The organism is Streptomyces sp. SAT1 (assembly GCF_001654495.1).
Classification (GTDB): domain Bacteria; phylum Actinomycetota; class Actinomycetes; order Streptomycetales; family Streptomycetaceae; genus Streptomyces; species Streptomyces andamanensis.
This window is the reverse complement of record NZ_CP015849.1, coordinates 1,202,164-1,227,588: the sequence shown is the minus strand read 5'-3', so window position 1 is coordinate 1,227,588 and position 25,425 is coordinate 1,202,164. Positions and strand designations below refer to the sequence as shown.

Here is a 25,425-nt window from a genome sequence, read left to right as displayed (position 1 = left end):
TCCCAGTCATGCGCGCGCTCCCGGTATGGCGCCGCACCCCCTTCAGTCAGGAGAGACCGGTGTCAGACGTCCGTGTGATCATCCAACGCGATTCCGAGCGGGAAGAGCGCACGGTGACGACGGGCACCACGGCCGCCGACCTCTTCGCCGGCGAGCGCTCGATCGTCGCCGCGCGCGTGGGCGGCGAGCTGAAGGACCTGGCGTACGAGGTCGCGGACGGCGAGACCGTCGAGGGTGTGGAGATCACCTCCGAGGACGGTCTGAACATCCTGCGCCACTCCACCGCGCACGTCATGGCGCAGGCCGTGCAGGAGCTGTTCCCCGAGGCCAAGCTGGGCATCGGCCCGCCGGTCAAGGACGGCTTCTACTATGACTTCGACGTCGAGCGGCCCTTCCACCCCGATGACCTCAAGGCCATCGAGAAGAAGATGCAGGAGATCCAGAAGCGCGGGCAGCGGTTCGCCCGCCGGGTGGTCACCGACGCAGAGGCCCGCGAGGAGCTGGCCGGCGAGCCGTACAAGCTGGAGCTGATCGGCCTCAAGGGCTCCGCCTCCTCCGAGGACGGCGCGGACGTCGAGGTCGGCGCCGGCGAGCTGACGATCTACGACAACCTGGACGCCAAGACCGGCGAGCTGTGCTGGAAGGACCTCTGCCGCGGTCCCCACCTGCCCTCCACCCGGCTCATCCCGGCGTTCAAGCTGATGCGCAACGCCGCCGCCTACTGGCGTGGCAGCGAGAAGAACCCGATGCTCCAGCGCATCTACGGCACCGCCTGGCCGTCCAAGGACGAGTTGAAGCAGTACCTGGAGTTCCTCGCCGAGGCCGAGAAGCGCGACCACCGCAAGCTGGGCAACGAGCTGGACCTCTTCTCCATCCCCGAGCAGATCGGCTCCGGCCTCGCCGTCTTCCACCCCAGGGGCGGCATCGTCCGCCGGGTCATGGAGGACTACTCGCGCCGCCGCCACGAGGAGGAGGGCTACGAGTTCGTCTACACCCCGCACGCGACGAAGGGGAAGCTCTTCGAGACCTCGGGCCACCTGGACTGGTACGCCGACGGCATGTACCCGCCCATGCAGCTCGACGAGGGCGTGGACTACTACCTCAAGCCCATGAACTGCCCGATGCACAACCTGATCTTCGACGCGCGCGGCCGGTCCTACCGCGAACTGCCGCTGCGCCTCTTCGAGTTCGGGACGGTGTACCGGTACGAGAAGTCGGGCGTCGTGCACGGTCTGACCCGCGCCCGCGGCTTCACCCAGGACGACGCGCACATCTACTGCACCCGCGAGCAGATGGCCGACGAGCTCGACAAGACGCTCACCTTCGTGCTGAACCTGCTGCGCGACTACGGTCTGACCGACTTCTACCTGGAGCTGTCGACCAAGGACCCGGAGAAGTTCGTCGGCTCGGACGAGGCGTGGGAAGAGGCCACCGAGACCCTGCGCCAGGTCGCCGAGAAGCAGGGCCTTCCGCTGGTCCCGGACCCGGGCGGTGCCGCCTTCTACGGCCCGAAGATCTCCGTCCAGGCCAAGGACGCCATCGGCCGCACCTGGCAGATGTCGACCGTCCAGCTCGACTTCAACCTGCCCGAGCGCTTCGACCTGGAGTACACCGCCGCGGACGGCTCCAAGCAGCGCCCGGTCATGATCCACCGCGCGCTGTTCGGCTCCATCGAGCGGTTCTTCGCGGTGCTCCTGGAGCACTACGCGGGCGCCTTCCCAGCGTGGCTGGCCCCGGTCCAGGCGGTCGGCATCCCGATCGGCGACGCGCACGTCGACTATCTGCACACGTTCGCCGCCGAGGCCAGGAAGAAGGGCCTGCGGGTGGAGGTCGACTCCTCCTCGGACCGGATGCAGAAGAAGATCAGGAACGCGCAGAAGCAGAAGGTGCCGTTCATGGTCATCGCGGGCGACGAGGACATGGCGAACAACGCCGTCTCCTTCCGCTACCGCGACGGCTCGCAGGACAACGGCATCCCCTTCGACGAGGCCATCGCCAGGATCGCGAAGGTGGTCGAGGAGCGGACGCAGGTCTGACCCACGCGAGCAGGCCCCCGGGAGGCACGGCTTCCCGGGGGCCTGCTCCGTCCCCGGGAGGCACGGCTTCCCGGGGGCCTGCTCCGTCCCCGGGCGGCACGCCATATGCTGCACGCATGACGAGTGAGCCGGAGCAGCAGATCGGAGTGGGGACGCAGGACGCGTTCCAGCGCCTGTGGACGCCCCACCGGATGGCCTACATCCAGGGCGAGAACAAGCCGACCGGTCCAGGCGCCAAGGACGGCTGCCCCTTCTGCGCGATCCCGGCCAAGTCCGACGAGGACGGTCTGATCGTCCGGCGCGGCGAGCAGGTGTACGCGGTGCTCAACCTGTACCCGTACAACGGCGGCCATCTGATGACGGTGCCCTACCGCCATGTCGCCGACTACACCGACCTCACCGCGGCGGAGACCGCCGAGCTGGGGGAGCTGACCAAGCAGGCGATGCGGGCCCTGCGCGCGGCCTCCGGAGCGCACGGGTTCAACATCGGCATGAACCAGGGCTCGGTGGCGGGCGCGGGCATCGCCGCCCATCTGCACCAGCACATCGTGCCCCGCTGGGGCGGCGACACCAACTTCATGCCGGTGGTCGGGCACACCCGGGTGCTGCCCCAACTGCTCGCCGACACCCGCAAGATGCTCGCGGAGGCCTGGCCCGCGTAGTCCCGGGCCCGGCCCCCGCCGCGCGCGGGTGCTACGCGTCGTACAGATCGGCCTTCCTGGGCGAGGCGTCCTGGACCATGCCGCTGAGCACCGAGGAGCGGTTGCCGAACTTCTCGACGTCCACGCCGTTGTCCCGCAGGACCTTCAGCGCCGCCGTGTGCACCACCCGCAGCACGGGCGTGGCGGCGCGCAGCGCGTCGTCGGCCATGAAGCGGTGGCGCCAGGGCTGGTCGGCCCAGGCGTGCCGCAGTCCGAACGGCTCGGGCAGGGCGAGGCTGCCGCCGAGCCAGTTGAGCAGCGGCGGGTACCAGGTCAGCGGGGCGCGGGCGGCGAGCCGTACCACCTCGTCGGTGTCGATCAGGGGCAGCTTGACCTTGCGGGTCTCCCAGAACCGGAAGGCCTTCTGCACCTCCTTCTCCTTGGCCGCGGGCTTGCCGTTGAAGAGCGGGTTGACCGGGCCGAGGGCGTGGCCGGTGACCTCGATGCGCAGCGTGTTGTGCAGCACGGTCACGGTGATCATCATGGTGATCACCAGATGGCCGTCCCAGAGCGTCCACTGGACGCCGAGGTAGTGCCGGTCGCCGCTGCCGAACTGCTGCTTGTTGCAGATGTCCTGCACGGCGTGGCTGCGGACGGTGTACGCGTCCACGTCGGTGCCGCCGGGCCGGGCGACCTCCTTGGCGTTCTCCCCGATGGGGGTGACGATCCAGTGGGTGATCGTCGGCTTGGTGAAGCCGCCGGTGTTGATGGAGGTGCGCTCCAGCATGCCGAGGCCGCCCTGGATGGCGTTGATCACGTCCCAGCTGCGGAACGGGTGGAACTCCTTGCCCGGTTCCGCCGAGACCAGGTCCTCGGCGAGCTGCCAGCTGCCCCAGCGGGTGCCCATGCCGAGTATGCCCTTGGGGCCGGCGTAGAAGACCGAGTTGGAGCGCTGTTCGGCACTGAGCCGGGCGAGTTCCTTGCGGATCTGCTCGGCCGCGTCCCCGGGGTTGCCGGGGACGGCCTCGGGGATCTTGGCGCCGACGCCGCCGCCCGAGAGCAGCCCGGACCAGCGTTCGCGCAGGTCGCGGGCGGTGCGCTCACAGATCCGCTTGGCCCAGAACCAGCCGGCGACCGGCATGACGACGGCCGCGCGCGCGTACCAGGCCCAGAAGCCGTGGAAAGGCATCTTGACCAGGAAGAGGACGGCGAGCGCGCCCATGGCGACCAGCAGGGTGGTGGCGAGCATCCCGGCCCGCTTGTCCTCGCGGCGGCTCATGGTGGTGCGCAGGACGAACACCAGCAGCCAGACCAGGAAGCCGGGCAGGAACAGCACCCCGCACAGCACCGTGACGGCCGAGAGCCAGTTGTCGCGCTCGCGGCGGATGCGCTGGGCGGCCAGGCAGTGCTCCACGACGACCTGGGGTTCGATGCCGAAGGACTGGATGAGCGGCTTGCGTCCGGCGCCGAGCATGCGGTCGATCACGGCGCGGGAGAACGCCTCGCCGAGCCGGGGGCGGAAGATCTTCGCCCAGGGGCGCGGCGGCTTGACCGTGGACTGGTGCCAGTCGTTGTCGGCTTCCTTGATCTTCTCCACTTCGTCGTCCCGGTAGGCGGCGGCGGCCAGCGCGAAGGTGGCCGCTGTCTGTCCCGCCGCGCCCGAGAGGGGAATCTGAGCCCCTGGACTGAAATCGAATCCGTCCGTCACCGCCGCCCCCACTGCCGCCGATTCTGCATCTGCGGCCTTCCCGACTTCCCTGCCTCGCACACCTGTTGATCAGGTCATCAGCGTATCGGCACCCGCCCTTCCGCACAGGTGGACGGCCGAAGCCGTCCACCTGTGCGGAGCGCGGTGTCCCGTACTGCCCCGCGCGACCGCTCCGTTGTGCGCCCGGCGCGTCGACTAGGAGGCTTCGCGCTCCTGTTGGCGCAGCCGGTCGGCGATCTGCTGCGGCATCGGTTCGTGCCGGGCGTAGCGGCGCTCGAAGCGGGCCGTGCCGTGCGACAGGGACCGCAGGTCGATCGCGTACCGGCCGATCTCGATCTCGGGCACCTCGGCCCGCACCAGGGTCCGGCCGCCGCTGATCTGCTCGGTGCCCAGCACCCGGCCGCGCCGCCCGGACAGGTCGCTCATCACGGCGCCCACGTAGTCGTCGCCGACCAGGACGCTCACCTCGGCCACCGGTTCGAGCAGATGGATCCGGGCCTCGGCCGCGGCCTCCCGCAGCGCCAGCGCGCCCGCGGTCTGGAAGGCGGCGTCGGAGGAGTCCACCGAGTGCGCCTTGCCGTCCAGCAGCGTGACGCGGACGTCGATCAGCGGATGACCGGCGGCCACCCCCTTCGCGGCCTGCGCCCGTACGCCCTTCTCGACGGAGGGGATGAACTGCCGCGGCACCGCGCCGCCGACGACCTTGTCGACGAACTCGATGCCCGAGCCGCCCGGCAGCGGCTCCACCTCGATCTCGCAGATGGCGTACTGGCCGTGGCCGCCGGACTGCTTGACGTGCCGGCCGCGGCCCGCCGACCGGTCGGCGAACGTCTCCCGCAGGGAGACCCGGTGCGGGACGACGTCGACCTGGACGCCGTAGCGGCTGCGCAGCCGTTCCAGGGCCACGTCGGCGTGCGCCTCGCCCAGGCACCACAGGACCACCTGGTGGGTGTCCTGGTTCTGCTCCAGGCGCATCGTGGGGTCCTCGGCGACCAGCCTGGCCAGGCCCTGGGAGAGCTTGTCCTCGTCGGCCTTGCTGTGCGCCTGGATGGCGAGCGGCAGCAGCGGGTCGGGCATCTGCCAGGGGGCCATCAGCAGCGGGTCGTCCTTGGCGGAGAGGGTGTCGCCGGTCTCGGCGCGGTTCAGCTTGGCCACGGAGACCAGATCTCCGGCGACGGCGTGCGTCACCGGGCGCTGCTGCTTGCCGAACGGGGTGGACAGGGCGCCGATCCGCTCGTCGACGTCATGGTCCTCGTGGCCCCGGTCGGCGAGGCCGTGCCCGGAGACGTGCACGGTCTCGTCCGGGCGCAGGGTGCCGGAGAAGACGCGTACCAGGGAGACCCGGCCCACGTACGGGTCGGAGGCCGTCTTGACGACCTCCGCGACCAGCGGTCCGTCCGGGGCGCACGGCGCCGGGCGGCGCGAGCGGCCGTCGGGCGTGGTCACCTCGGGCGCCGCGTGCTCCAGGGGCGTGGGGAAGCCGCGGACGATCAGGTCGAGGAGTTCCACCGTGCCGATGCCCTGGCGGGCGCCGTCGGCGGCGGGGGCGGCGGCCAGCACGGGGAAGAAGGCGCCGCGTGCGACGGCCCGTTCGAGGTCCTTGATCAGGGTCTCCACGTCGACCTGTTCGCCGCCGAGGTAGCGGTCCATGAGGGTCTCGTCCTCGCTCTCGGCGATGATCCCCTCGATGAGCCGGTCGCGGGCCTCGTCCATGCGCGGCAGTTCGTCCGTGCCGGGTTCGGACTCCTTGCGCTCCCCGCTCGCGTAGTCGAACAGCTTGCGGGTCAGCAGGCCGACCAGGCCGGTGACCGGGGCGTGTCCGTCGGGGCCCTCGGGTCCGTGCAGCGGCAGGTACAGGGGGAGGACGGCGTCGGGGTCGTCGGCGCCGAACGCCTCGGCGCACACCCGGGTCATCTCCCCGAAGTCGGCGCGGGCGGCCTCCAGGTGGGTGATCACGATGGCGCGCGGCATGCCGACGGCGGCGCACTCCTCCCACACCATGCGGGTGGAGCCGTCCACGCCGTCGGAGGCCGAGACGACGAAGAGGGCCGCGTCGGCGGCCCGCAGACCGGCGCGCAGCTCCCCGACGAAGTCCGCGTAGCCGGGTGTGTCCAGCAGGTTGATCTTGATGCCGTCCCAGGCGACGGGCACCAGGGACAGCTGCACCGAGCGCTGCTGGCGGTGCTCGATCTCGTCGTAGTCGGAGACGCAGCCGCCGTCCTCCACACGGCCCGCCCTGTTCACCGCCCCCGCCGTCAGCGCGAGAGCCTCCACCAAGGTCGTCTTGCCCGATCCGGAGTGGCCGACCAGCACCACGTTCCGCACGGACGCGGGGTGGTCGGCCGCCATCGCCCTGCCGGCGGCTCCGGGATGTGTGTGCGCCTTGTCGCCCATGATCCTGCCCTCCCGTGCACGGTGAGGTCCTGTGGGCGCGGACACGCGGCACCGCGTCACCGGCGGCTCCTGCGACGCCCGCGGTCATTCGAGCTTTGCACTCCCGTCATGCCGCGTCCATACGAAGGACCCGATCCCGCCGCCCGCCCGTGCCCCGCAAGGGCCCGAGGGTGCCCGGACGCGGCGCACGCGCGCGCGTGACTACGATGGGCCAGCCGGTGGCCAGCAGGGGCCGCCCGGCGACAGCGACCCTCGGGAAGGCCATGCTGAACAAGTACGCGCGTGCATTCTTCACGCGTGTCCTCACACCGTTCGCCGCGTTTCTCATCCGCCGGGGTGTGAGCCCCGACACGGTCACGCTCCTCGGCACCGCTGGAGTGATGGCGGGCGCGCTGGTCTTCTACCCCCGGGGCGAGTTCTTCTGGGGCACGGTGGTGATCACGCTCTTCGTGTTCTCCGACCTGGTCGACGGCAACATGGCGCGCCAGCTGGGCCGTTCCAGCCGCTGGGGCGCCTTCCTGGACTCCACCCTGGACCGGGTGGCCGACGGCGCCATCTTCGGCGGGTTCGCCCTCTGGTACGCCGGGCAGGGCCACGACAACACCCTGTGCGCGGTGTCGATCTTCTGCCTGGCCAGCGGCCAGGTGGTGTCGTACACCAAGGCGCGCGGTGAGGCGATCGGCCTGCCCGTCGCCGTGAACGGCCTGGTCGAGCGGGCCGAGCGGCTGGTGATCTCCCTGGTCGCGGCCGGATTCGCGGGCCTGCACAAGTTCGGGGTGCCCGGCATCCAGTACCTGCTGCCGGTCGCCCTGTGGATCGTCGCCGCCGGCAGCCTGGTCACGCTCGTCCAGCGCGTGGTCACCGTGCGCCGCGAGTCGGCCGAGGCGGACGCCGAGGCCGCCCGGCAGGAGAACCAGGGGAGCGGGGCGTCGGCGTGAGCGCCCGGGAGCGCCTCACCGACGCCCTGTACGGCCTGGGCTGGAGCACCGTCAAGAAGCTGCCCGAACCGGTGGCCGTCCGGCTCGGCCGCACCCTCGCCGACCTCGTCTGGAAGCGGCGCGGCAAGGGCGTCCTGCGGCTGGAGGGCAACTACGCGCGCGTGGTGCCCGGCGCGAGTCCCGAGCGGCTGGCGGAGCTGTCCCGCGCGGGCATGCGCTCCTATCTGCGCTACTGGATGGAGTCCTTCCGGCTGCCCGCCTGGAGCGCCGAGCGGGTCCGGGGCGGCTTCGCCCCCGACGACGTGCACCACCTGACCGACGGCCTCGCCTCCGGCAGGGGCGTCGTCCTCGCCCTGCCGCACCTGGCCAACTGGGACCTGGCGGGCGCCTGGGTCACCACCGCGCTGGAGACGCCGTTCACCACGGTCGCCGAACGCCTCAAGCCCGAGACGCTCTACGACCGGTTCGTCGCCTACCGCGAGGGCCTGGGCATGGAGGTGCTGCCGCACAGCGGTGGCTCGGCCTTCGGCACCCTGGCCCGGCGGCTGCGCGACGGCGGCCTGGTCTGCCTGGTCGCCGACCGCGACCTGTCCTCCTCCGGCGTCGAGGTCGAGTTCTTCGGCGAGACGGCCCGGATGCCGGCCGGGCCCGCGCTGCTCGCCCAGCAGACCGGCGCCCTGCTGCTGCCCGTCACCCTCTGGTACGACGGCTCGCCCGTCATGCGGGGCCGGGTCCATCCCCCGATCGAGGTACCGGCGACAGGTACGCGGCCCGAGAAGACGTCTGTCATGACACAGGCGCTGGCCGACGCCTTCGCCTCGGGTATCGCCGACCATCCGGAGGACTGGCACATGCTCCAGCGCTTGTGGCTCGCGGACCTCGAACCCCGCCCCGAGCGGACCGGTCGGGCCGGACAGGAAGCGGAGGGGGACGCGGCGTGAGGATCGGCATCGTCTGCCCGTACTCCTGGGACGTCCCCGGCGGCGTGCAGTTCCACATCCGCGACCTCGCCGAGTACTTCATCCGCCTGGGGCACGAGGTGTCCGTCCTCGCGCCCGCCGACGACGACACCCCGCTGCCGCCCTACGTCGTCTCGGCCGGCCGCGCGGTCCCGGTGCCGTACAACGGGTCGGTGGCCCGCCTCAACTTCGGCTTCCTCTCGGCCGCCCGGGTACGGCGCTGGCTGCACGAGGGCCGCTTCGACGTGATCCACATCCACGAGCCGACCTCGCCGTCGCTCGGCCTGCTCACCTGCTGGGCGGCGCAGGGCCCGATCGTGGCCACCTTCCACACCTCCAACCCGCGCTCCCGGGCGATGGTCGCCGCGTACGCCATCCTCCAGGCGGCCCTGGAGAAGATCAGCGCGCGCATCGCGGTGAGCGAGTACGCCCGGCGCACCCTGGTCGAGCATCTGGGCGGGGACGCCGTGGTCATCCCGAACGGCGTCGACGTCGACTTCTTCGCCCGCGCCGAGCCCCGGCCCGAGTGGCAGGGCGGCACGATCGGCTTCATGGGCCGCATCGACGAGCCCCGCAAGGGGCTGCCCGTGCTGATGCGGGCCCTGCCGAAGATCCTCGCCGCGCATCCGCAGACCCGGCTGCTGGTCGCGGGCCGCGGCGACGAGGAGGAGGCCGTGGCGAGCCTGCCGCGGGAGCTGCGCGCGCGGGTGGAGTTCCTCGGCATGGTCAGCGACGAGGACAAGGCGCGCTTCCTGCGCAGCGTCGACCTCTATGTGGCGCCCAACACCGGCGGCGAGAGCTTCGGCATCATCCTCGTCGAGGCGATGTCCGCGGGCGCTCCCGTGCTCGCCTCCGACCTCGACGCCTTCGCCCAGGTCCTCGACCAGGGCAAGGCCGGTGAGCTGTTCGCCAACGAGGACGCGGACGCCCTGGCCGACGCCGCCGTACGCCTCCTCGCCGACCCGGCCCGCCGCACCGGACTCCGCGAGCGCGGCAGCGCCCACGTCCGCCGCTTCGACTGGTCCACCGTCGGCGCGGACATCCTCTCCGTCTACGAGACGGTCACCGCCGGCGCGGCGGCGGTCGCCACGGACGACCGCGCCACGGGGCTGCGGGCACGGCTGGGCCTGGTCCGCGACTGAGCGGGTGGGGCTGCGGGGTGCGGCGGCCGGGCGGTTCCAGGGGCGTCTGGTTCGGCGTGCGTGCGTGCGGTTCCAGGTGCGTGCGGTTCGGCGGGCGTGTGATCCGCAGGCCGTGCGGTTGGGCGGGTACGCGGTTCGAGGGCCGTGTGGTGCGGTGGGTGTGCGGTTCGAGGGCCGCGTGGTCTGACGGGCGTGCGGCCAGCGGCGCTGGCGGTCCGGCGGCTTGCGGGGCGGTCCGGTGGCCGTGCCGGCGTGCCGGCGTGCCGGGGACGGTCTCCGGGGTGGTCTCCGAGCGACAGGGACGCGGGGGAGGGGAGCAGCCAGGAGCACGCCCACCAGCTCCCGGTCCCGGCCTCCTGACCGGTCGCACGCCCCTCCGCCCACCCCGCCCGGGTGCCGTCTCGGCCCGCGAGCCCGAGGGACGGATCGGCGCCCCTGCTGTCGCGTGTCCACGCCTCGGCGTCTCCCTGTGACGGGCGCCCACTGCCCGGAACGGCCGGCCCGCCGCGTTCCTGCCGACCGGTGGCAGCCCCCCGGCCCGGTGCCGGCCCGGTCGCCCTAGGGACGGATCGGCGCCCCCCCGCTGCCGCGCGTCCGTGCCCCGGTGTCCGCCCGCCCGGGGACACGCACCCACCGCTCCCGAACCGCTCGGCACACCCGTCCGCCCCGACCGGCCGCAGGCCCCCCCTCCCCGCACCGGTAGCCTTGCCGCCCGTGATCGCAACGCTCATCTGGATCCTTGTCGCGCTCGTGGCCGTGGGCCTCTATCTGAGCTGGACGGCGGGCCGGCTGGACCGGCTGCACGCCCGGATCGACGCGGCGCGGGCCGCGCTGGACGCGCAGCTGCTGCGCCGTGCCTCGGTGGCGCAGGAACTGGCCACCTCCGGGGTGCTGGACCCAGCCGCCTCGATCGTGCTGTACGAGGCCGCGCACGCGGCCCGGCAGTCCGAGGAGGAGCAGCGGGAGGTCGCCGAGAGCGAGCTGAGCCAGGCGCTGCGGGCGGTGTTCGGCGAGGCGCAGCAGGTGGAGGCGGTCCGCGCGGTGCCCGGCGGCGAGGAGGCGGCGCGCGAGCTGGCCGAGGCGGTGCGCCGGGTGCCCATGGCCCGCCGCTTCCACAACGACGCCGTGGGCGCGGCCCGCAGACTGCGCGAGCACCGCAAGGTCCGCTGGTTCCGGCTGGCCGGGCACGCCCCCTTCCCGCTGGCCTTCGAGATGGACGACGAGCCCCCGGCGGCGCTGGTGGAGCGCGCGGCCTAGCGATCCGCGCCGCCCGGCACCTGCCGTACAGGGGCCGTCCGGGCAAAAGGATCCACCCGCTTGTCATTGGCCCTTGCCGTGGACTGGTCCACTCGCGTTTCCTCTGGGTGCATCAACCCCCTCTTTCCACCCGAGTGAGGTCACCCGTGTCCACCACGCTTCCCGATTCCGCCCAGACTCCCGAGACCGGTACCGCGCGCGTCAAGCGCGGCATGGCCGAGCAGCTCAAGGGCGGCGTGATCATGGATGTCGTCACGCCGGAGCAGGCGAAGATCGCCGAGGACGCGGGCGCCGTCGCCGTCATGGCCCTTGAGCGGGTCCCGGCCGACATCCGCAAGGACGGCGGCGTGGCCCGTATGTCCGACCCGGACATGATCGAGGGCATCATCGAGGCCGTCTCCATCCCGGTCATGGCCAAGTCCCGCATCGGCCACTTCGTCGAGGCCCAGGTCCTCCAGTCGCTCGGCGTCGACTACATCGACGAGTCCGAGGTCCTCACCCCGGCCGACGAGGTCAACCACTCCGACAAGTGGGCCTTCACCACCCCCTTCGTCTGCGGTGCCACCAACCTGGGCGAGGCCCTGCGCCGCATCGCCGAGGGCGCGGCCATGATCCGCTCCAAGGGCGAGGCCGGCACCGGCAACGTCGTCGAGGCCGTCCGCCACCTGCGCCAGATCAAGAACGAGATCGCCCGGCTGCGCGGCTTCGACAACAACGAGCTGTACGCCGCCGCCAAGGACCTGCGCGCCCCCTACGAGCTGGTCAAGGAGGTCGCCGAGCTGGGCAAGCTGCCGGTGGTCCTCTTCTCCGCCGGCGGCGTGGCCACCCCGGCCGACGCCGCCCTGATGCGGCAGCTCGGTGCCGAGGGCGTCTTCGTCGGCTCCGGCATCTTCAAGTCCGGTGACCCGGCCAAGCGCGCCGCCGCCATCGTCAAGGCGACCACCTTCTACGACGACCCGAAGATCATCGCGGACGCGTCCCGCAACCTCGGCGAGGCCATGGTCGGCATCAACTGCGACACCCTCCCCGAGACCGAGCGCTACGCCAACCGCGGCTGGTAGTCCACTCCATGAGCAGCGAAGCACCTGTCATCGGCGTCCTGGCCCTCCAGGGCGACGTACGGGAGCACCTCACCGCCCTGGCCGCGGCCGACGCCGTGGCCAGGCCGGTCAGGCGCCCCGAGGAACTCGCCGAGGTGGACGGCCTGGTCCTGCCCGGCGGCGAGTCCACCACCATCTCCAAGCTCGCCGTCCTCTTCGGCGTGATGGACCCCCTCCGCGCGCGCGTGCGTGACGGCATGCCCGTCTACGGCACCTGCGCCGGGATGATCCTGCTCGCCGACAAGATCCTCGACCCGCGCTCGGGCCAGGAGACCGTCGGCGGCATCGACATGATCGTGCGCCGCAACGCCTTCGGGCGGCAGAACGAGTCCTTCGAGGCGGCCGTGGACGTCCGGGGCGTCGAGGGCGATCCCGTGGAGGGCGTCTTCATCCGCGCGCCCTGGGTCGAGTCCGTGGGTGCCGGGACCGAGGTGCTCGCCGAGCACGGCGGCCACATCGTGGCGGTGCGCCAGGGCAACGCGCTGGCCACGTCGTTCCACCCGGAGCTGACCGGCGACCACCGTGTGCACGCCCTGTTCGTCGACATGGTGCGCGCGATACGGGCGGCGGAGTCCTTGTAGGATCTCCCGGGGTACCTCCCGGCTGCTTCAGGCCCGGGGGCGTTCGTACAGGATGGGTTTACGCGAAGGAGACAGGCAGATGTCCGGCCACTCTAAATGGGCCACGACGAAGCACAAGAAGGCCGTCATCGATGCCAAGCGCGGCAAGCTCTTCGCGAAGCTGATCAAGAACATCGAGGTCGCGGCGCGGATGGGCGGCGTCGACCTGGACGGCAACCCGACGCTCTACGACGCCGTGCAGAAGGCCAAGAAGCAGTCGGTCCCGAACAAGAACATCGACTCCGCCATCAAGCGCGGCGGCGGTCTCGAGGCCGGCGGCGCCGACTACGAGACGATCATGTACGAGGGCTACGGGCCGAACGGCGTCGCGGTGCTCATCGAGTGCCTCACCGACAACCGCAACCGCGCCGCCTCCGACGTCCGCGTCGCCATGACCCGCAACGGCGGCTCCATGGCCGACCCCGGCTCGGTGTCGTACCTGTTCAACCGCAAGGGTGTCGTGATCGTCCCCAAGGGCGAGCTGTCCGAGGACGACGTCCTGGGCGCCGTCCTGGACGCGGGCGCCGAGGAGGTCAACGACCTCGGTGACACCTTCGAGGTCCTCAGCGAGGCCACCGACCTGGTCGCGGTCCGCACCGCCCTCCAGGAGGCCGGCATCGACTACGACTCGGCCGACGCCAACTTCGTCCCGACCATGCAGGTCGAGCTGGACGAGGACGGCGCCCGGAAGATCTTCAAGCTGATCGACGCGCTGGAGGACAGCGACGACGTGCAGAACGTCTTCGCCAACTTCGACGTCAGCGACGAGGTCATGGAGAAGGTCGACGCCTGACGCACGTACGGCGCCACCGGCGGGCCGAGGGACACGTCCCTGGGCCCGCCGCCGTTGTCAGTGGCACCCGATAGCCTGCGCGGACAGGAGATCGAAGGGAAAGATCGCGTGCGCGTACTGGGGGTGGACCCGGGGCTGACCCGCTGCGGGGTCGGTGTCGTGGAGGGGGTCGCGGGCCGGCCGCTGACCATGATCGGTGTGGGCGTGGTGCGGACCCCCGCGGACGCCGACCTCGGACCCCGCCTGGTCGCCGTCGAACAGGGCATCGAGCAGTGGCTCGACGAGCACCGCCCCGAGTTCGTGGCCGTGGAGCGCGTCTTCAGCCAGCACAATGTGCGCACGGTGATGGGCACCGCCCAGGCCAGCGCCGTCGCCATCCTGTGCGCCTCCCGCCGCGGCATCCCCGTCGCCCTGCACACCCCCAGCGAGGTCAAGGCCGCCGTCACCGGCAGCGGACGGGCGGACAAGGCCCAGGTGGGCGCCATGGTCACCCGTCTTCTACGGCTCGCCGCGCCGCCCAGGCCCGCCGACGCCGCCGACGCCCTCGCCCTCGCCATCTGCCACATCTGGCGCGCCCCCGCGCAGAACCGGCTCCAGCAGGCCGTGGCCCTGCACACCGCCGCCGCCACCAGGACGGCCCCGCACACGAAAGGCCGTACGGCATGATCGCCTTCGTCAGCGGCACCGTCGCCGCGCTCGCCCCCGACACCGCGGTGATCGAGGTCGGCGGCGTCGGCATGGCCGTCCACTGCACCCCGGGCACCCTGTCCGCCCTGCGGATCGGCCGCCCCGCCAAGCTGCACACCTCCCTCGTCGTCAGGGAGGACTCCCTGACCCTGTACGGCTTCGCCGACGACGACGAGCGCCAGGTCTTCGTGCTCCTCCAGACCGCCAGCGGCGTCGGCCCGCGCCTGGCCCAGGCCATGCTCGCCGTGCACAGCCCCGACGCGCTGCGCCGCGCGGTCGCCACCGGCGACGAGAAGGCCCTCACCGCCGTCCCCGGCATCGGCAAGAAGGGCGCCCAGAAGCTCCTCCTGGAGCTGAAGGACCGCCTCGGCGCGCCGGTCGGCGCCCCCGCGGTCGGCGCCCCCGTGACCCAGGGCTGGCGCGACCAGCTGCACGCCGCCCTCATCGGACTCGGCTACGCCACCCGCGAGGCCGACGAGGCCGTCACCGCCGTCGCCCCGCAGGCCGAGGCCGCCGACGGCACACCCCAGGTGGGGCAGCTGCTGAAGGCGGCCCTCCAGAGCCTCAACCGAGCCCGCTGACGCACCCGAGCCCGCTGACGCCACCGGCGCCCCGCGCCCCGCTAGGAGACATCCGCAGTGAACTGGGACGACACGCCCGACACCACCGCCGCCGAGCGACTGGTGGGCTCTGTCGCCGACCGCGAGGACCAGGCCGTCGAGGCCGCCCTGCGGCCCAAGGACCTCGGCGAGTTCATCGGCCAGGAGAAGGTCCGCGAACAGCTCGACCTGGTGCTGCGCGCCGCCCGCGCGCGCGGTGCCACCGCCGACCACGTGCTGCTCTCCGGCGCCCCCGGCCTCGGCAAGACCACCCTCTCCATGATCATCGCGGCCGAGATGGGCGCCCCCATCCGCATCACCTCCGGCCCCGCCATCCAGCACGCGGGCGACCTCGCCGCCATCCTGTCCTCGCTCCAGGAGGGCGAGGTGCTCTTCCTCGACGAGATCCACCGCATGTCCCGGCCCGCCGAGGAGATGCTGTACATGGCGATGGAGGACTTCCGCGTCGACGTGATCGTCGGCAAGGGCCCCGGCGCCACCGCCATCCCGCTCGAACTGCCCCCCTTCACCCTGGTAGGCGCCACCACCCGGGCCGGACTGCTGCCGCCCCCGCTGCGCGACCGCTTCGGCTTCACCGCCCACATGGAGTTCTACGAGCCCGCCGAGCTGGAGCGTGTCGTGCACCGTTCGGCGCAACTGCTCGACGTGGAGATCGAGGCCGACGGCGCCGCCGAGATCGCCGGCCGCTCCCGCGGCACCCCCCGCATCGCCAACCGCCTGCTGCGCCGGGTGCGGGACTACGCGCAGGTCAAGGCGGACGGGATGATCACGCGTGACATCGCCGCCGCGGCCCTCGCCGTCTACGAGGTCGACGCCCGCGGCCTCGACCGCCTGGACCGGGCCGTGCTGACGGCACTGCTCAAGCTGTTCGGCGGCGGCCCGGTGGGCCTGTCGACGCTGGCGGTGGCGGTGGGGGAGGAGCGTGAGACCGTGGAAGAGGTCGCCGAACCGTTCCTCGTCCGCGAGGGCCTGCTCGCCCGCACCCCGCGCGGCCGGGTCGCCACCCCGGCCGCCTGGGCGCACCTCGGCCTCACCCCGCCCGGCTCGCCCGGGGCGGGAAACGGACAACAGGACCTGTTCGGGGCGTGACGGCGATCCATTGGCCCGGGGAGGAACCCAGGTGCCATGCTGAGCGTTGTTCCTTGCACGCGGACTCCCTTAGACTCCGCCGATGCCGCCCTTGTCGACGGCAAGCACACCCCCAACCATCAGGCCGCTTTCCACCGCGGTCGTGTGAAGGAAGTTCCGACCCGTGAGTCTCGTGACCCTCCTCCCGTTCATCGTGCTCATCGGGGCCATGTTCCTGATGACCCGGTCGGCCAAGCGCAAGCAGCAGCAGGCCGCCACCATGCGGAACCAGATGCAGCCCGGTAGCGGAATCCGCACCATCGGGGGCATGTACGCGACGGTCAAGGAGGTCAACAACGACACGGTCCTCCTCGACGCCGGGCCGGGCGTGGAGCTTCTCTTCGCCAAGAACGCCATCGCGACCGTCCTGTCCGACGACGAGTACAACCGCATCGTCCACGGCGTCGAGCACGACCTGAAGTCCGACACCGACATCGTTCCCGACGACGCCTCCTCCCTCACCGAGACCGACGAGCCCGCCGCCGACGCTTCCGCCGCCTCCGACGACAAGCCCATCGACCTCGGCAAGAAGGACGCGGCCGAGCCGAAGGGGGAGGAATCCGCCGACGCCGCCGCCGAGGCGAAGGCGGACGAAGAGCCGAAGAAGACCGACGGCGACTCCGGGGCGAAGTAGTCACCACCCAGGGCGCGCGGCACCGCCCGCGCGCCCTGGGACGTGTTCACTTCGCGCGGGATCCCGACACCATGTCATGGCCGCACACCAAGCCCACCCGGCGCGGAGCGGCCCGAGAGGGAGTACGAGAAGGTGGCAGCACCTAAGAAGGGCCGGAGCGCGAGCGCCCAGAGCAAGCCATGGCGCTCGCTGGCCCTCATCCTGATCGCCATCGTGGCGCTCACCGGTGGCATGTTCGCCTCCGGGCACACCACCCCGCGCCTCGGCATCGACCTGGCCGGCGGCACCAGCATCACCCTGAGGGCGGTTCCCGAACGCGGTCAGGAATCCGCGATCAACAAGGCCAACATGGACACCGCGGTCGACATCATGAACCGCCGTGTCAATGGTCTGGGTGTCTCGGAGGCCGAGGTTCAGACCCAGGGCCGTGACAACATCATCGTCAACATCCCCAAGGGTACGAACTCCAAGGAGGCCCGGGAGCAGGTCGGCACCACCGCCAAGCTGTACTTCCGCCCGGTGCTGGCCACCGAGGTCTCCGCCGGCCAGCCCCCGGCCAGCCCGGCGCCGTCCTCCAGCGCCTCCGGTAAGCCCGGCGACAAGGCCACGGACAAGCCGGGCGACAAGGCCACCGACAAGACCGGCGACAAGGACAAGGCGACCTCCGGCTCCTCCAGCCCCTCGTCGACCGCGACGCACCAGGGCCGCGCCGTCACCGACGGCCTGAAGGCCGACGCCTCCCCCTCGACGGGCAGCACCGGCTCCGCCAAGCCGGACTCCTCGCAGAGCCCCAAGGCCCCCGCCTCCCCGTCGGCCGGCGGCGCCACCTCCGGTGACGACAGCAAGCTCCAGGCCGAGTACGCCGCCCTGGACTGCTCCAAGGAGTCCGTCCGCGCCACGGCCGGCAAGGGCGTCAAGCCCACCGTGTCGACCGTCGCCTGCGGCCAGGACTCGCAGGGCCAGTGGGCGAAGTACCTCCTCGGCCCGGCCGGCGTGGACGGCACCGACGTCAAGAAGGCCCAGGCCGTCTTCAACACGCAGAACGGCTCCGGCTGGACCGTCACCATGGAGTTCACCTCCAAGGGCGCCAAGAAGTTCGCGGACATCACCGGCAAGCTGGCGCAGAACCAGACGCCGCAGAACCAGTTCGCGATCGTCCTGGACGGCAACGTCGTCTCCGACCCGTACGTCCGCGAGGCGCTGACCGGCGGCAACGCCGAGATCACCGGCCGCTTCACGCAGTCCGAGGCGCAGGGCCTGTCGAACATGCTGTCCTACGGCGCGCTGCCGCTGACCTTCAAGGAGGACAGCGTCACCACCGTCACCGCCGCGCTCGGCGGCGACCAGCTGCACGCCGGCCTCGTCGCGGGCGCCATCGGCCTCGCCCTGGTCGTCGTCTACCTGCTGATCTTCTACCGCGGCCTGTCGGTCATCGCCATCCCCTCGCTGCTGGTCTCGGCGATCCTCACCTACGTGATCATGGCGCTGCTCGGACCGGGCATCGGCTTCGCGCTGAACCTGCCGGCCGTCTGCGGTGCCATCGTCGCCATCGGCATCACGGCGGACTCGTTCATCGTGTTCTTCGAACGCATCCGGGACGAGATCCGCGAGGGCCGTACGCTGCGGCCCGCCGTGGAACGCGCCTGGCCGCGCGCCCGCCGCACCATCCTCGTCTCCGACTTCGTGTCCTTCCTCGCCGCCGCGGTGCTCTTCATCGTCACCGTCGGCAAGGTGCAGGGCTTCGCGTTCACCCTCGGTCTCACGACCGTGCTGGACGTCGTCGTCGTGTTCCTGTTCACCAAGCCGCTGATGACGATCCTGGCGCGCCGGAAGTTCTTCGCCGACGGCCACCGGTGGTCCGGTCTCGACCCCAAGGCCCTGGGCGCCAAGGCGCCGCTGCGACGCACCCGCCGCCCCTCCCGTCCCGCCGGCCCCGTCGACCCGAAGGAGGCGTGAGATGTCCAAGCCCGGCAGCCTCGGCGCCCGACTCCACCGCGGCGAGGTCGGCTACGACTTCGTCAAGAACCGCAAGCTCTGGTACGGCATCTCCATCCTGATCACCATCACGGCCATCCTCGGCCTGGCGGTGCGCGGCCTGAACATGGGCATCGAGTTCCAGGGCGGAGCGGTCTTCACCACCCCCAAGCACATGACCGCCTCGGTCAGCCAGGCCGAGACGTTCGCGGAGGACGCCTCCGGGCACGACGCGATCGTGCAGAAGCTCGGTGACGGCAGCCTGCGCATCCAGATCGCCGGCATCGAGACCGGCAAGTCCGACGAGATCAAGGACGCGCTGGCCAAGGACCTGAAGGTCAGCGGCGAGCAGATCAACGCCGACCTGGTCGGTCCCAGCTGGGGCGAGCAGATCGCCAACAAGGCCTGGCAGGGCCTGGCGATCTTCATGGTCCTGGTCGTGATCTACCTGGCGATCGCCTTCGAGTGGCGCATGGCCGTCGCCGCCCTGGTCGCCCTGATCCACGACATCACGATCACCACCGGTATCTACGCCCTCGTCGGCTTCGAGGTCACCCCCGGCACGGTGATCGGTCTGCTCACCATCCTCGGCTACTCGCTCTACGACACGGTCGTCGTCTTCGACAGCCTCAAGGAGCAGACGAAGGACATCACCAAGCAGACCCGCTGGACCTACAGCGACCTCGCCAACCGCTCCATCAACGGCACCCTGATGCGCTCCATCAACACCACCGTGGTGGCACTGCTGCCGGTGGCGGGCCTGCTGTTCATCGGCGGCGGCGCGCTCGGCGCGGGCATGCTCAACGACATCTCGCTGTCGCTGTTCGTCGGTCTGGCCGCCGGCGCGTACTCCTCGATCTTCATCGCCACGCCGCTCGTCGCCGACCTCAAGGAGCACGAGCCGCAGATGAAGGCCCTCAGGAAGCGCGTCCTGGCCAAGCGCGCCCAGGCCGCCGCCGAGGGCACCCCGGTGACGGCCGAGGGCACCGTGGACGACGGGTCCTACGACGACGAGGCCGAGGACGCGGCCCCCGCCGTGGTCGGCCCGCGCAACCAGCCCGCCGCCCGCAGCCGGGGCCGGGGCCGACCCTCCGGGAAGCGCCGATGACCGACATCCGGGAACTGCTGCTCAGCCGGATCCGCGATGTCACGGACTACCCGGAGCCGGGGGTGGTGTTCAAGGACATCACCCCGCTGCTCGCCGACCCGGCGGCCTTCTCCGCGCTCACCGAGGCACTGGCGGAGATCGCCACCCGCCAGGGTGCGACCAAGGTCGTCGGCCTGGAGGCGCGCGGCTTCATCCTGGGCGCCCCGGTCGCCCTGCGGGCGGGCCTCGGCTTCATCCCGGTGCGCAAGGCCGGCAAGCTCCCCGGAGCCACCCTCCGCCAGGCCTACGAGCTGGAGTACGGCTCGGCCGAGATCGAGGTGCACGCCGAGGACCTGACCGCCGCCGACCGCGTCCTGGTCGTCGACGACGTCCTCGCCACCGGCGGCACCGCCGAGGCGTCGCTCCAGCTCATCCGCCGCGCGGGCGCCGATGTCGCCGGTGTCGCGGTCCTGATGGAACTGGGCTTCCTCCAGGGCCGCGCCCGCCTGGGCGCCGCCCTGGACGGCGCCCCGCTGGAGGCACTGCTCCAGGTCTGAGCACGGCGCACGCACACCCGCGTGACGCCCGTACGGCAGCGACGGGACGGGCCCGGAGGAATCCGGCGCCCGTCCCGTGCGTTTTCCCCGGTGAACGGCCCGCGCACCGGGCTGAAGGCGATCCGGGAGCCCGGGATCGCTACCATGGGACCTCCGGAGCCTGACCGGGGCACCCGGATCGCGCACGAGGAGTCCTCTTGCCAGACGAGGCCCAGCCACTGACCGCCGCCAAGCCCGAGTCCGCCTCGGCAGCCGCGGCGAAGCCCGCGCCGAACGCGAAGGACGCGAAGAACGACACCCGCGGCCCGGTCGAGCGCGTCTCGTCCGCACCCGTCGAGAAGGCCGCCGAGTCCGTGCGCCCCAAACCGGCCCCTCCCGTGCGCGCCGCCGGCGGCCAGCCCGCCCGCTCCGGCTCCTCCAACCGCGTCCGCGCCCGCCTGGCCCGCCTCGGCGTCCAGCGCGCCAACCCGTACAACCCGGTCCTGGAGCCGCTGCTGCGGATAGTGCGCAGCAACGACCCCAAGATCGAGACGGCCACCCTGCGCCAGATCGAGCGCGCCTACCAGGTCGCCGAGCGCTGGCACCGCGGCCAGAAGCGCAAGAGCGGCGACCCGTACATCACGCACCCGCTCGCCGTCACCACCATCCTCGCCGAGCTCGGCATGGACCCGGCCACACTCATGGCCGGCCTGCTGCACGACACCGTCGAGGACACCGAGTACGGCCTGGACGACCTGCGCCGCGACTTCGGTGACGTGGTCGCCCTGCTCGTCGACGGCGTCACCAAGCTCGACAAGGTCAAGTTCGGCGAGGCCGCGCAGGCCGAGACCGTGCGCAAGATGGTCGTCGCCATGGCCAAGGACCCGCGCGTCCTGGTCATCAAGCTCGCCGACCGCCTGCACAACATGCGCACCATGCGCTACCTCAAGCGCGAGAAGCAGGAGAAGAAGGCGCGCGAGACCCTGGAGATCTACGCGCCGCTCGCCCACCGCCTGGGCATGAACACCATCAAGTGGGAGCTGGAGGACCTCGCCTTCGCGATCCTCTACCCCAAGATGTACGACGAGATCGTCCGCCTGGTCGCCGAACGCGCCCCCAAGCGCGACGAGTACCTGGCGATCGTCACCGACGAGGTCCAGTCCGACCTGCGCGCCGCCCGCATCAAGGCCACCGTCACCGGCCGCCCCAAGCACTACTACAGCGTCTACCAGAAGATGATCGTCCGCGGCCGCGACTTCGCGGAGATCTACGACCTGGTCGGCATCCGCGTCCTGGTCGACACGGTCCGCGACTGCTACGCCGCCCTCGGCACCGTGCACGCGCGATGGAACCCGGTCCCCGGCCGGTTCAAGGACTACATCGCGATGCCCAAGTTCAACATGTACCAGTCGCTGCACACCACGGTCATCGGCCCCAACGGCAAGCCCGTCGAACTGCAGATCCGCACCTTCGACATGCACCGCCGCGCCGAGTACGGCATCGCCGCGCACTGGAAGTACAAGCAGGAGGCCGTCGCCGGTGCCTCCAAGGTCCGCACCGACGCGCCCCGGTCCACCGGCAAGGACGGCAAGGCCGGCAGGGACACAGCCATCAACGACATGGCGTGGCTGCGCCAGCTCCTCGACTGGCAGAAGGAGACCGAGGACCCGGGCGAGTTCCTCGAATCACTGCGCTTCGACCTCTCCCGCAACGAGGTCTTCGTCTTCACGCCCAAGGGCGACGTCATAGCGCTCCCGGCCGGCGCCACCCCGGTGGACTTCGCCTACGCCGTCCACACCGAGGTCGGCCACCGCACCATAGGAGCACGGGTCAACGGCCGCCTCGTCCCGCTGGAGTCCACCCTGGACAACGGCGACCTGGTGGAGGTCTTCACCTCCAAGGCGGCCGGCGCCGGGCCCTCCCGCGACTGGCTGGGCTTCGTCAAGTCGCCGCGCGCCCGCAACAAGATCCGCGCCTGGTTCTCCAAGGAGCGCCGCGACGAGGCGATCGAGCAGGGCAAGGACGCCATCGTCCGCGCCATGCGCAAGCAGAACCTGCCCATCCAGCGCATCCTGACCGGCGACTCGCTGGTCACGCTGGCGCACGAGATGCGCTACTCGGACATCTCCGCGCTGTACGCGGCGATCGGCGAGGGCCATGTCTCGGCCCAGAACATCGTGCAGAAGCTCGTCCAGGCCCTCGGCGGCGAGGAGGCCGCCACCGAGGAGATCGACGAGAGCATCCCGCCCGCCCGCGGGCGCGGACGCAAGCGCCGCTCCAGCGCCGACCCGGGTGTCGTCGTCAAGGGCGTCGACGACGTGTGGGTCAAACTGGCCCGCTGCTGCACACCAGTGCCCGGCGACCCGATCATCGGCTTCGTCACCCGCGGCAGCGGGGTCTCGGTCCACCGCAGCGACTGCGTCAACGTGGACTCGCTCTCCCGCGAACCCGAGCGGATCCTGGACGTCGAATGGGCGCCCACCCAGTCCTCGGTCTTCCTGGTCGCCATCCAGGTCGAGGCCCTGGACCGCTCGCGGCTGCTCTCGGACGTCACCCGCGTCCTGTCCGACCAGCACGTCAACATCCTGTCCGCGGCCGTGCAGACCTCCCGCGACCGCGTCGCCACCTCCCGCTTCACCTTCGAGATGGGCGACCCCAAGCACCTGGGGCACGTCCTGCGCGCGGTGCGCGGCGTGGAGGGCGTCTACGACGTCTACCGGGTCACATCGGCCCGCAACCGGACCTAGTCAGCCCACACCGGTCCCAGCCGGCCCGGGAGCCTCCCAGGCACCTCAGCCGCCCCGGCAGCCTCCCGGGCGCCCGGAGCACCGGGAAGGCGACGGCAGACGGCGAGAGGGCCCCGTACGGCGTGTACGGGGCCCTCTCGCCGTCTGTCCTGCGCGCCGCGCTCAGCCGCCGAACTCCTGGAGGCCCTTCAGAGCCTGGTCCAGCAGCGCCTGGCGGCCCGACAGCTCCTTCTCCAGCTTGTCGGCCCGCGCGTTGTTGCCCTGCGCCCGCGCCTGCTCGATCTGGCCCCGCAGCTTGTCCACGGCGGCCTGGAGCTGACCGGTCAGACCCTCGGCACGCGCGCGTGCCTCCGGGTTCGTCCGGCGCCACTCGCTCTCCTCGGCCTCCTGGAGGGCCCGCTCGACCGTGTGCATCCGGCCCTCGACCCGCGGACGGGCGTCCCGCGGCACATGGCCGACGGCCTCCCAGCGCTCGTTGATCGAACGGAAGGCGGCACGCGCGGCCTTGAGATCACCGATCGGCAGCAGCTTCTCCGCCTCCTCGGCCAGCTCCTCCTTCAGCTTCAGGTTCTCCGACTGCTCGGCGTCCCGTTCGGCGAAGACCGAACCGCGCGCGGCGAAGAACACGTCCTGGGCGCCACGGAAGCGGTTCCACAGGTCGTCCTCGTGCTCGCGCTGCGCACGCCCCGCGGCCTTCCACTCCGCCATCAGCTCGCGGTACCGGGCCGCCGTGGCGCCCCAGTCCGTCGAGCCCGACAGCGCCTCGGCCTCGGCGACCAGCCGCTCCTTGATCCGGCGCGCCTCCTCGCGCTGCGCGTCCAGCTGCGCGAAGTGCGCCTTGCGCCGCTTGGAGAACGCCGAGCGCGCGTGCGAGAAGCGGTGCCACAGCTCGTCGTCGGACTTGCGGTCCAGGCGCGGCAGCCCCTTCCAGGTGTCCACCAGCGCGCGCAGCCGCTCACCGGCCGCCCGCCACTGGTCCGACCCGGCCAGCTCCTCCGCCTCGGTGACCAGCGCCTCCTTGGCGTGCCGGGCCTCGTCCGCCTGCCGGGCGCGCTGCGCCTTGCGCTCCTCGCGCCGCGACTCGACGGTCTCGACCAGCTTGTCCAGGCGGCTGCGCAGGGCGGCCAGATCACCGACCGCGTGATGCGCGTCGACCTGCTCCCGGAGGTGGTCGACGGCGGCCTGGGCGTCCTTCGCCGACAGATCGGTGGTGCGTACGCGCTTCTCGAGCAGGCCGATCTCGACCACCAGGCCCTCGTACTTGCGCTCGAAGTAGGCCAGTGCCTCATCGGGGGAGCCGGCCTGCCAGGAACCGACGACCTGCTCGCCCTCGGCCGTCCGCACGTACACGGTCCCCGTCTCGTCGACGCGGCCCCACGGGTCGCTGCTCACAGCGCCTCCTCCACATGATGCCTGCGGGGGGCTCTGGAGGCTCCCCCGGGCATCGTCCACAGTTTCGTCACGGCCAACATAGGCGACCAGCGGGTTTCCTGTCCGCATCCAGCGCGACCGAAATCGCGCGGTTGACGGTCAGGACTTCGTGACCGTGGCCTTGTTGATCACGACCGTCGCGTTCGGGGCGCCGTCGCCGGCGCCCGAGTTCTCACCCGCGGCGGCGATCTTCTTCAGCACCGTGAGGCCCGACTGGGAAATCGTACCGAACGGTGCGTAGTTGGGCGGCAGCTGGCTGTTCTGGTACACGAGGAAGAACTGGCTGCCCCCGGTGTGCTTCTGCCCGGTGTTCGCCATCGCGACCGTGCCGGCCGGATAGACGTTGCCCTTGAGGCTGGCGTCCTTGAGGTTCTCGTCCGGGATCGTGTAACCGGGGCCGCCCGTGCCCGTACCGGTCGGGTCGCCGCACTGGAGCACGTAGATCCCGTTCGTGGTGAGCCGGTGGCACTTCGTGTGGTCGAAGAAGCCCTTCCCGGCCAGGAAGTCGAACGAGTTGACGGTGTGCGGAGCGGCGGACGCCTTCAGCGACATGTCGATGTCACCGCACGTGGTGGCGAGCTTCATCGTGTACTTCGCCGACGTGTCGATCGACATCGCCGGCTCCTTCTTCCAGCTCAGCTTCGCCACCGAGCCCGCGGCCGGCTTCGCGCACGGGTCCGGTGCCTTGGGGCTGGCCGACGGGCTCGCGGAGACGTCCGCGCTCGCGTTCGCCTTGTCGTCCTTGTCGCTCTTGAGCGCCCCGGTCGAGTACAACGCGACACCACCGATGACGACCACGCCGAGCACCGACGCGATCACGGAGTTGCGCGTGCGTGCCTTGCGCCGCGCGGCGGTGCGCCGCTGCTGCTGCCGCAAGAACTTCTCCCGGGCGAGCTGACGCCGCCGCTGCTCCTGGCTGACCACCGGGTTCTCTCCTCATGCGTCTGGAATGTCGACCGGCACCCGCGCGGCCGGTGAGCCGGTCGCCCGTGT

General features: G+C 71.5%; 21 protein-coding genes. 17 read left to right on the top strand and 4 right to left on the bottom strand.

Annotated features, from left to right (window positions below; genetic code table 11):
* Positions 1–59: 59 nt before the first annotated feature.
* Positions 60–2,036: a threonine--tRNA ligase gene (gene thrS / locus A8713_RS05285; protein ID WP_064531702.1), complete on the top strand. Its 1,977-nt coding sequence runs from the start codon at positions 60–62 to the stop codon at positions 2,034–2,036.
* A 116-nt stretch (positions 2,037–2,152) separates the two neighbouring features.
* On the top strand, positions 2,153–2,698 hold the full coding sequence (locus tag A8713_RS05280; RefSeq protein WP_064531700.1) for an HIT family protein: 546 nt from the start codon (positions 2,153–2,155) through the stop codon (positions 2,696–2,698).
* 31 nt (positions 2,699–2,729) lie between these two features.
* Here the strand turns inward: A8713_RS05280 and A8713_RS05275 are convergent, their stop codons facing one another.
* A complete protein-coding gene (locus A8713_RS05275) occupies positions 2,730–4,385 on the bottom strand; it encodes a hypothetical protein (protein WP_064537260.1) in 1,656 nt (551 codons plus the stop codon).
* Positions 4,386–4,580: 195 nt separating this feature from the next.
* A complete protein-coding gene (locus A8713_RS05270) occupies positions 4,581–6,779 on the bottom strand; it encodes an elongation factor G-like protein EF-G2 (protein ID WP_064531698.1) in 2,199 nt (732 codons plus the stop codon).
* Between the two features lie 206 nt (positions 6,780–6,985).
* Here A8713_RS05270 and pgsA point away from each other — a divergent pair, with 206 nt between their 5' ends.
* The 15 genes from pgsA (at position 6,986) to A8713_RS05195 (ending at position 23,001) form a co-directional block, all read left to right on the top strand.
* On the top strand, positions 6,986–7,717 hold the full coding sequence (pgsA, locus tag A8713_RS05265; RefSeq protein ID WP_064531696.1) for a phosphatidylinositol phosphate synthase: 732 nt from the start codon (positions 6,986–6,988) through the stop codon (positions 7,715–7,717).
* Positions 7,714–8,658 carry a phosphatidylinositol mannoside acyltransferase gene (locus A8713_RS05260; RefSeq protein ID WP_064531694.1) on the top strand — a complete coding sequence of 315 codons (945 nt, stop codon included), beginning with the start codon at positions 7,714–7,716 and terminating at the stop codon, positions 8,656–8,658. Before pgsA ends, A8713_RS05260 begins: the two co-directional genes overlap by 4 nt.
* Entirely contained in the window at positions 8,655–9,818 is a 1,164-nt protein-coding gene (locus A8713_RS05255) for a glycosyltransferase family 4 protein (protein ID WP_064531692.1), read from the top strand. Before A8713_RS05260 ends, A8713_RS05255 begins: the two co-directional genes overlap by 4 nt.
* A 714-nt stretch (positions 9,819–10,532) precedes the next feature.
* Positions 10,533–11,075: a hypothetical protein gene (locus tag A8713_RS05250; RefSeq protein ID WP_064531690.1), complete on the top strand. Its 543-nt coding sequence runs from the start codon at positions 10,533–10,535 to the stop codon at positions 11,073–11,075.
* 212 nt (positions 11,076–11,287) lie between these two features.
* Positions 11,288–12,136: a pyridoxal 5'-phosphate synthase lyase subunit PdxS gene (gene pdxS, locus A8713_RS05245; protein ID WP_234021320.1), complete on the top strand. Its 849-nt coding sequence runs from the start codon at positions 11,288–11,290 to the stop codon at positions 12,134–12,136.
* Between the two features lie 8 nt (positions 12,137–12,144).
* Entirely contained in the window at positions 12,145–12,756 is a 612-nt protein-coding gene (gene pdxT, locus A8713_RS05240) for a pyridoxal 5'-phosphate synthase glutaminase subunit PdxT (RefSeq protein ID WP_064531688.1), read from the top strand.
* 79 nt (positions 12,757–12,835) lie between these two features.
* The gene (locus A8713_RS05235; RefSeq protein ID WP_064531685.1) at positions 12,836–13,588 is read left to right on the top strand and encodes a YebC/PmpR family DNA-binding transcriptional regulator; all 753 of its coding nucleotides are present in this window, start codon (positions 12,836–12,838) and stop codon (positions 13,586–13,588) included.
* A 108-nt stretch (positions 13,589–13,696) separates the two neighbouring features.
* Complete coding sequence (gene ruvC, locus A8713_RS05230; RefSeq protein ID WP_064531683.1) at positions 13,697–14,254, top strand: crossover junction endodeoxyribonuclease RuvC; 558 nt, start codon at positions 13,697–13,699, stop codon at positions 14,252–14,254.
* Positions 14,251–14,856, top strand: a complete 606-nt coding sequence (ruvA, locus tag A8713_RS05225; protein WP_064531681.1) for a Holliday junction branch migration protein RuvA — start codon at positions 14,251–14,253, stop codon at positions 14,854–14,856. Before ruvC ends, ruvA begins: the two co-directional genes overlap by 4 nt.
* A 57-nt stretch (positions 14,857–14,913) precedes the next feature.
* A complete protein-coding gene (gene ruvB, locus A8713_RS05220) occupies positions 14,914–15,984 on the top strand; it encodes a Holliday junction branch migration DNA helicase RuvB (RefSeq protein ID WP_064531679.1) in 1,071 nt (356 codons plus the stop codon).
* 163 nt (positions 15,985–16,147) lie between these two features.
* Positions 16,148–16,657: a preprotein translocase subunit YajC gene (gene yajC, locus A8713_RS05215; RefSeq protein WP_064531677.1), complete on the top strand. Its 510-nt coding sequence runs from the start codon at positions 16,148–16,150 to the stop codon at positions 16,655–16,657.
* 132 nt (positions 16,658–16,789) lie between these two features.
* On the top strand, positions 16,790–18,613 hold the full coding sequence (secD, locus tag A8713_RS05210; RefSeq protein WP_064531675.1) for a protein translocase subunit SecD: 1,824 nt from the start codon (positions 16,790–16,792) through the stop codon (positions 18,611–18,613).
* Between the two features lies 1 nt (position 18,614).
* Positions 18,615–19,739: a protein translocase subunit SecF gene (gene secF, locus A8713_RS05205; protein ID WP_064531673.1), complete on the top strand. Its 1,125-nt coding sequence runs from the start codon at positions 18,615–18,617 to the stop codon at positions 19,737–19,739.
* Positions 19,736–20,275, top strand: coding sequence for an adenine phosphoribosyltransferase (locus A8713_RS05200; RefSeq protein ID WP_064531671.1), 540 nt, complete (start codon positions 19,736–19,738; stop codon positions 20,273–20,275). Before secF ends, A8713_RS05200 begins: the two co-directional genes overlap by 4 nt.
* 197 nt (positions 20,276–20,472) lie before the next feature.
* The gene (locus A8713_RS05195; RefSeq protein ID WP_064531669.1) at positions 20,473–23,001 is read left to right on the top strand and encodes a RelA/SpoT family protein; all 2,529 of its coding nucleotides are present in this window, start codon (positions 20,473–20,475) and stop codon (positions 22,999–23,001) included.
* Positions 23,002–23,163: 162 nt separating this feature from the next.
* Here the strand turns inward: A8713_RS05195 and A8713_RS05190 are convergent, their stop codons facing one another.
* On the bottom strand, positions 23,164–24,393 hold the full coding sequence (locus A8713_RS05190) for a DUF349 domain-containing protein (RefSeq protein WP_064531667.1): 1,230 nt from the start codon (positions 24,391–24,393) through the stop codon (positions 23,164–23,166).
* A gap of 138 nt (positions 24,394–24,531) precedes the next feature.
* The gene (locus A8713_RS05185) at positions 24,532–25,356 is read right to left on the bottom strand and encodes a peptidylprolyl isomerase (protein ID WP_064531665.1); all 825 of its coding nucleotides are present in this window, start codon (positions 25,354–25,356) and stop codon (positions 24,532–24,534) included.
* Positions 25,357–25,425: the final 69 nt, after the last annotated feature.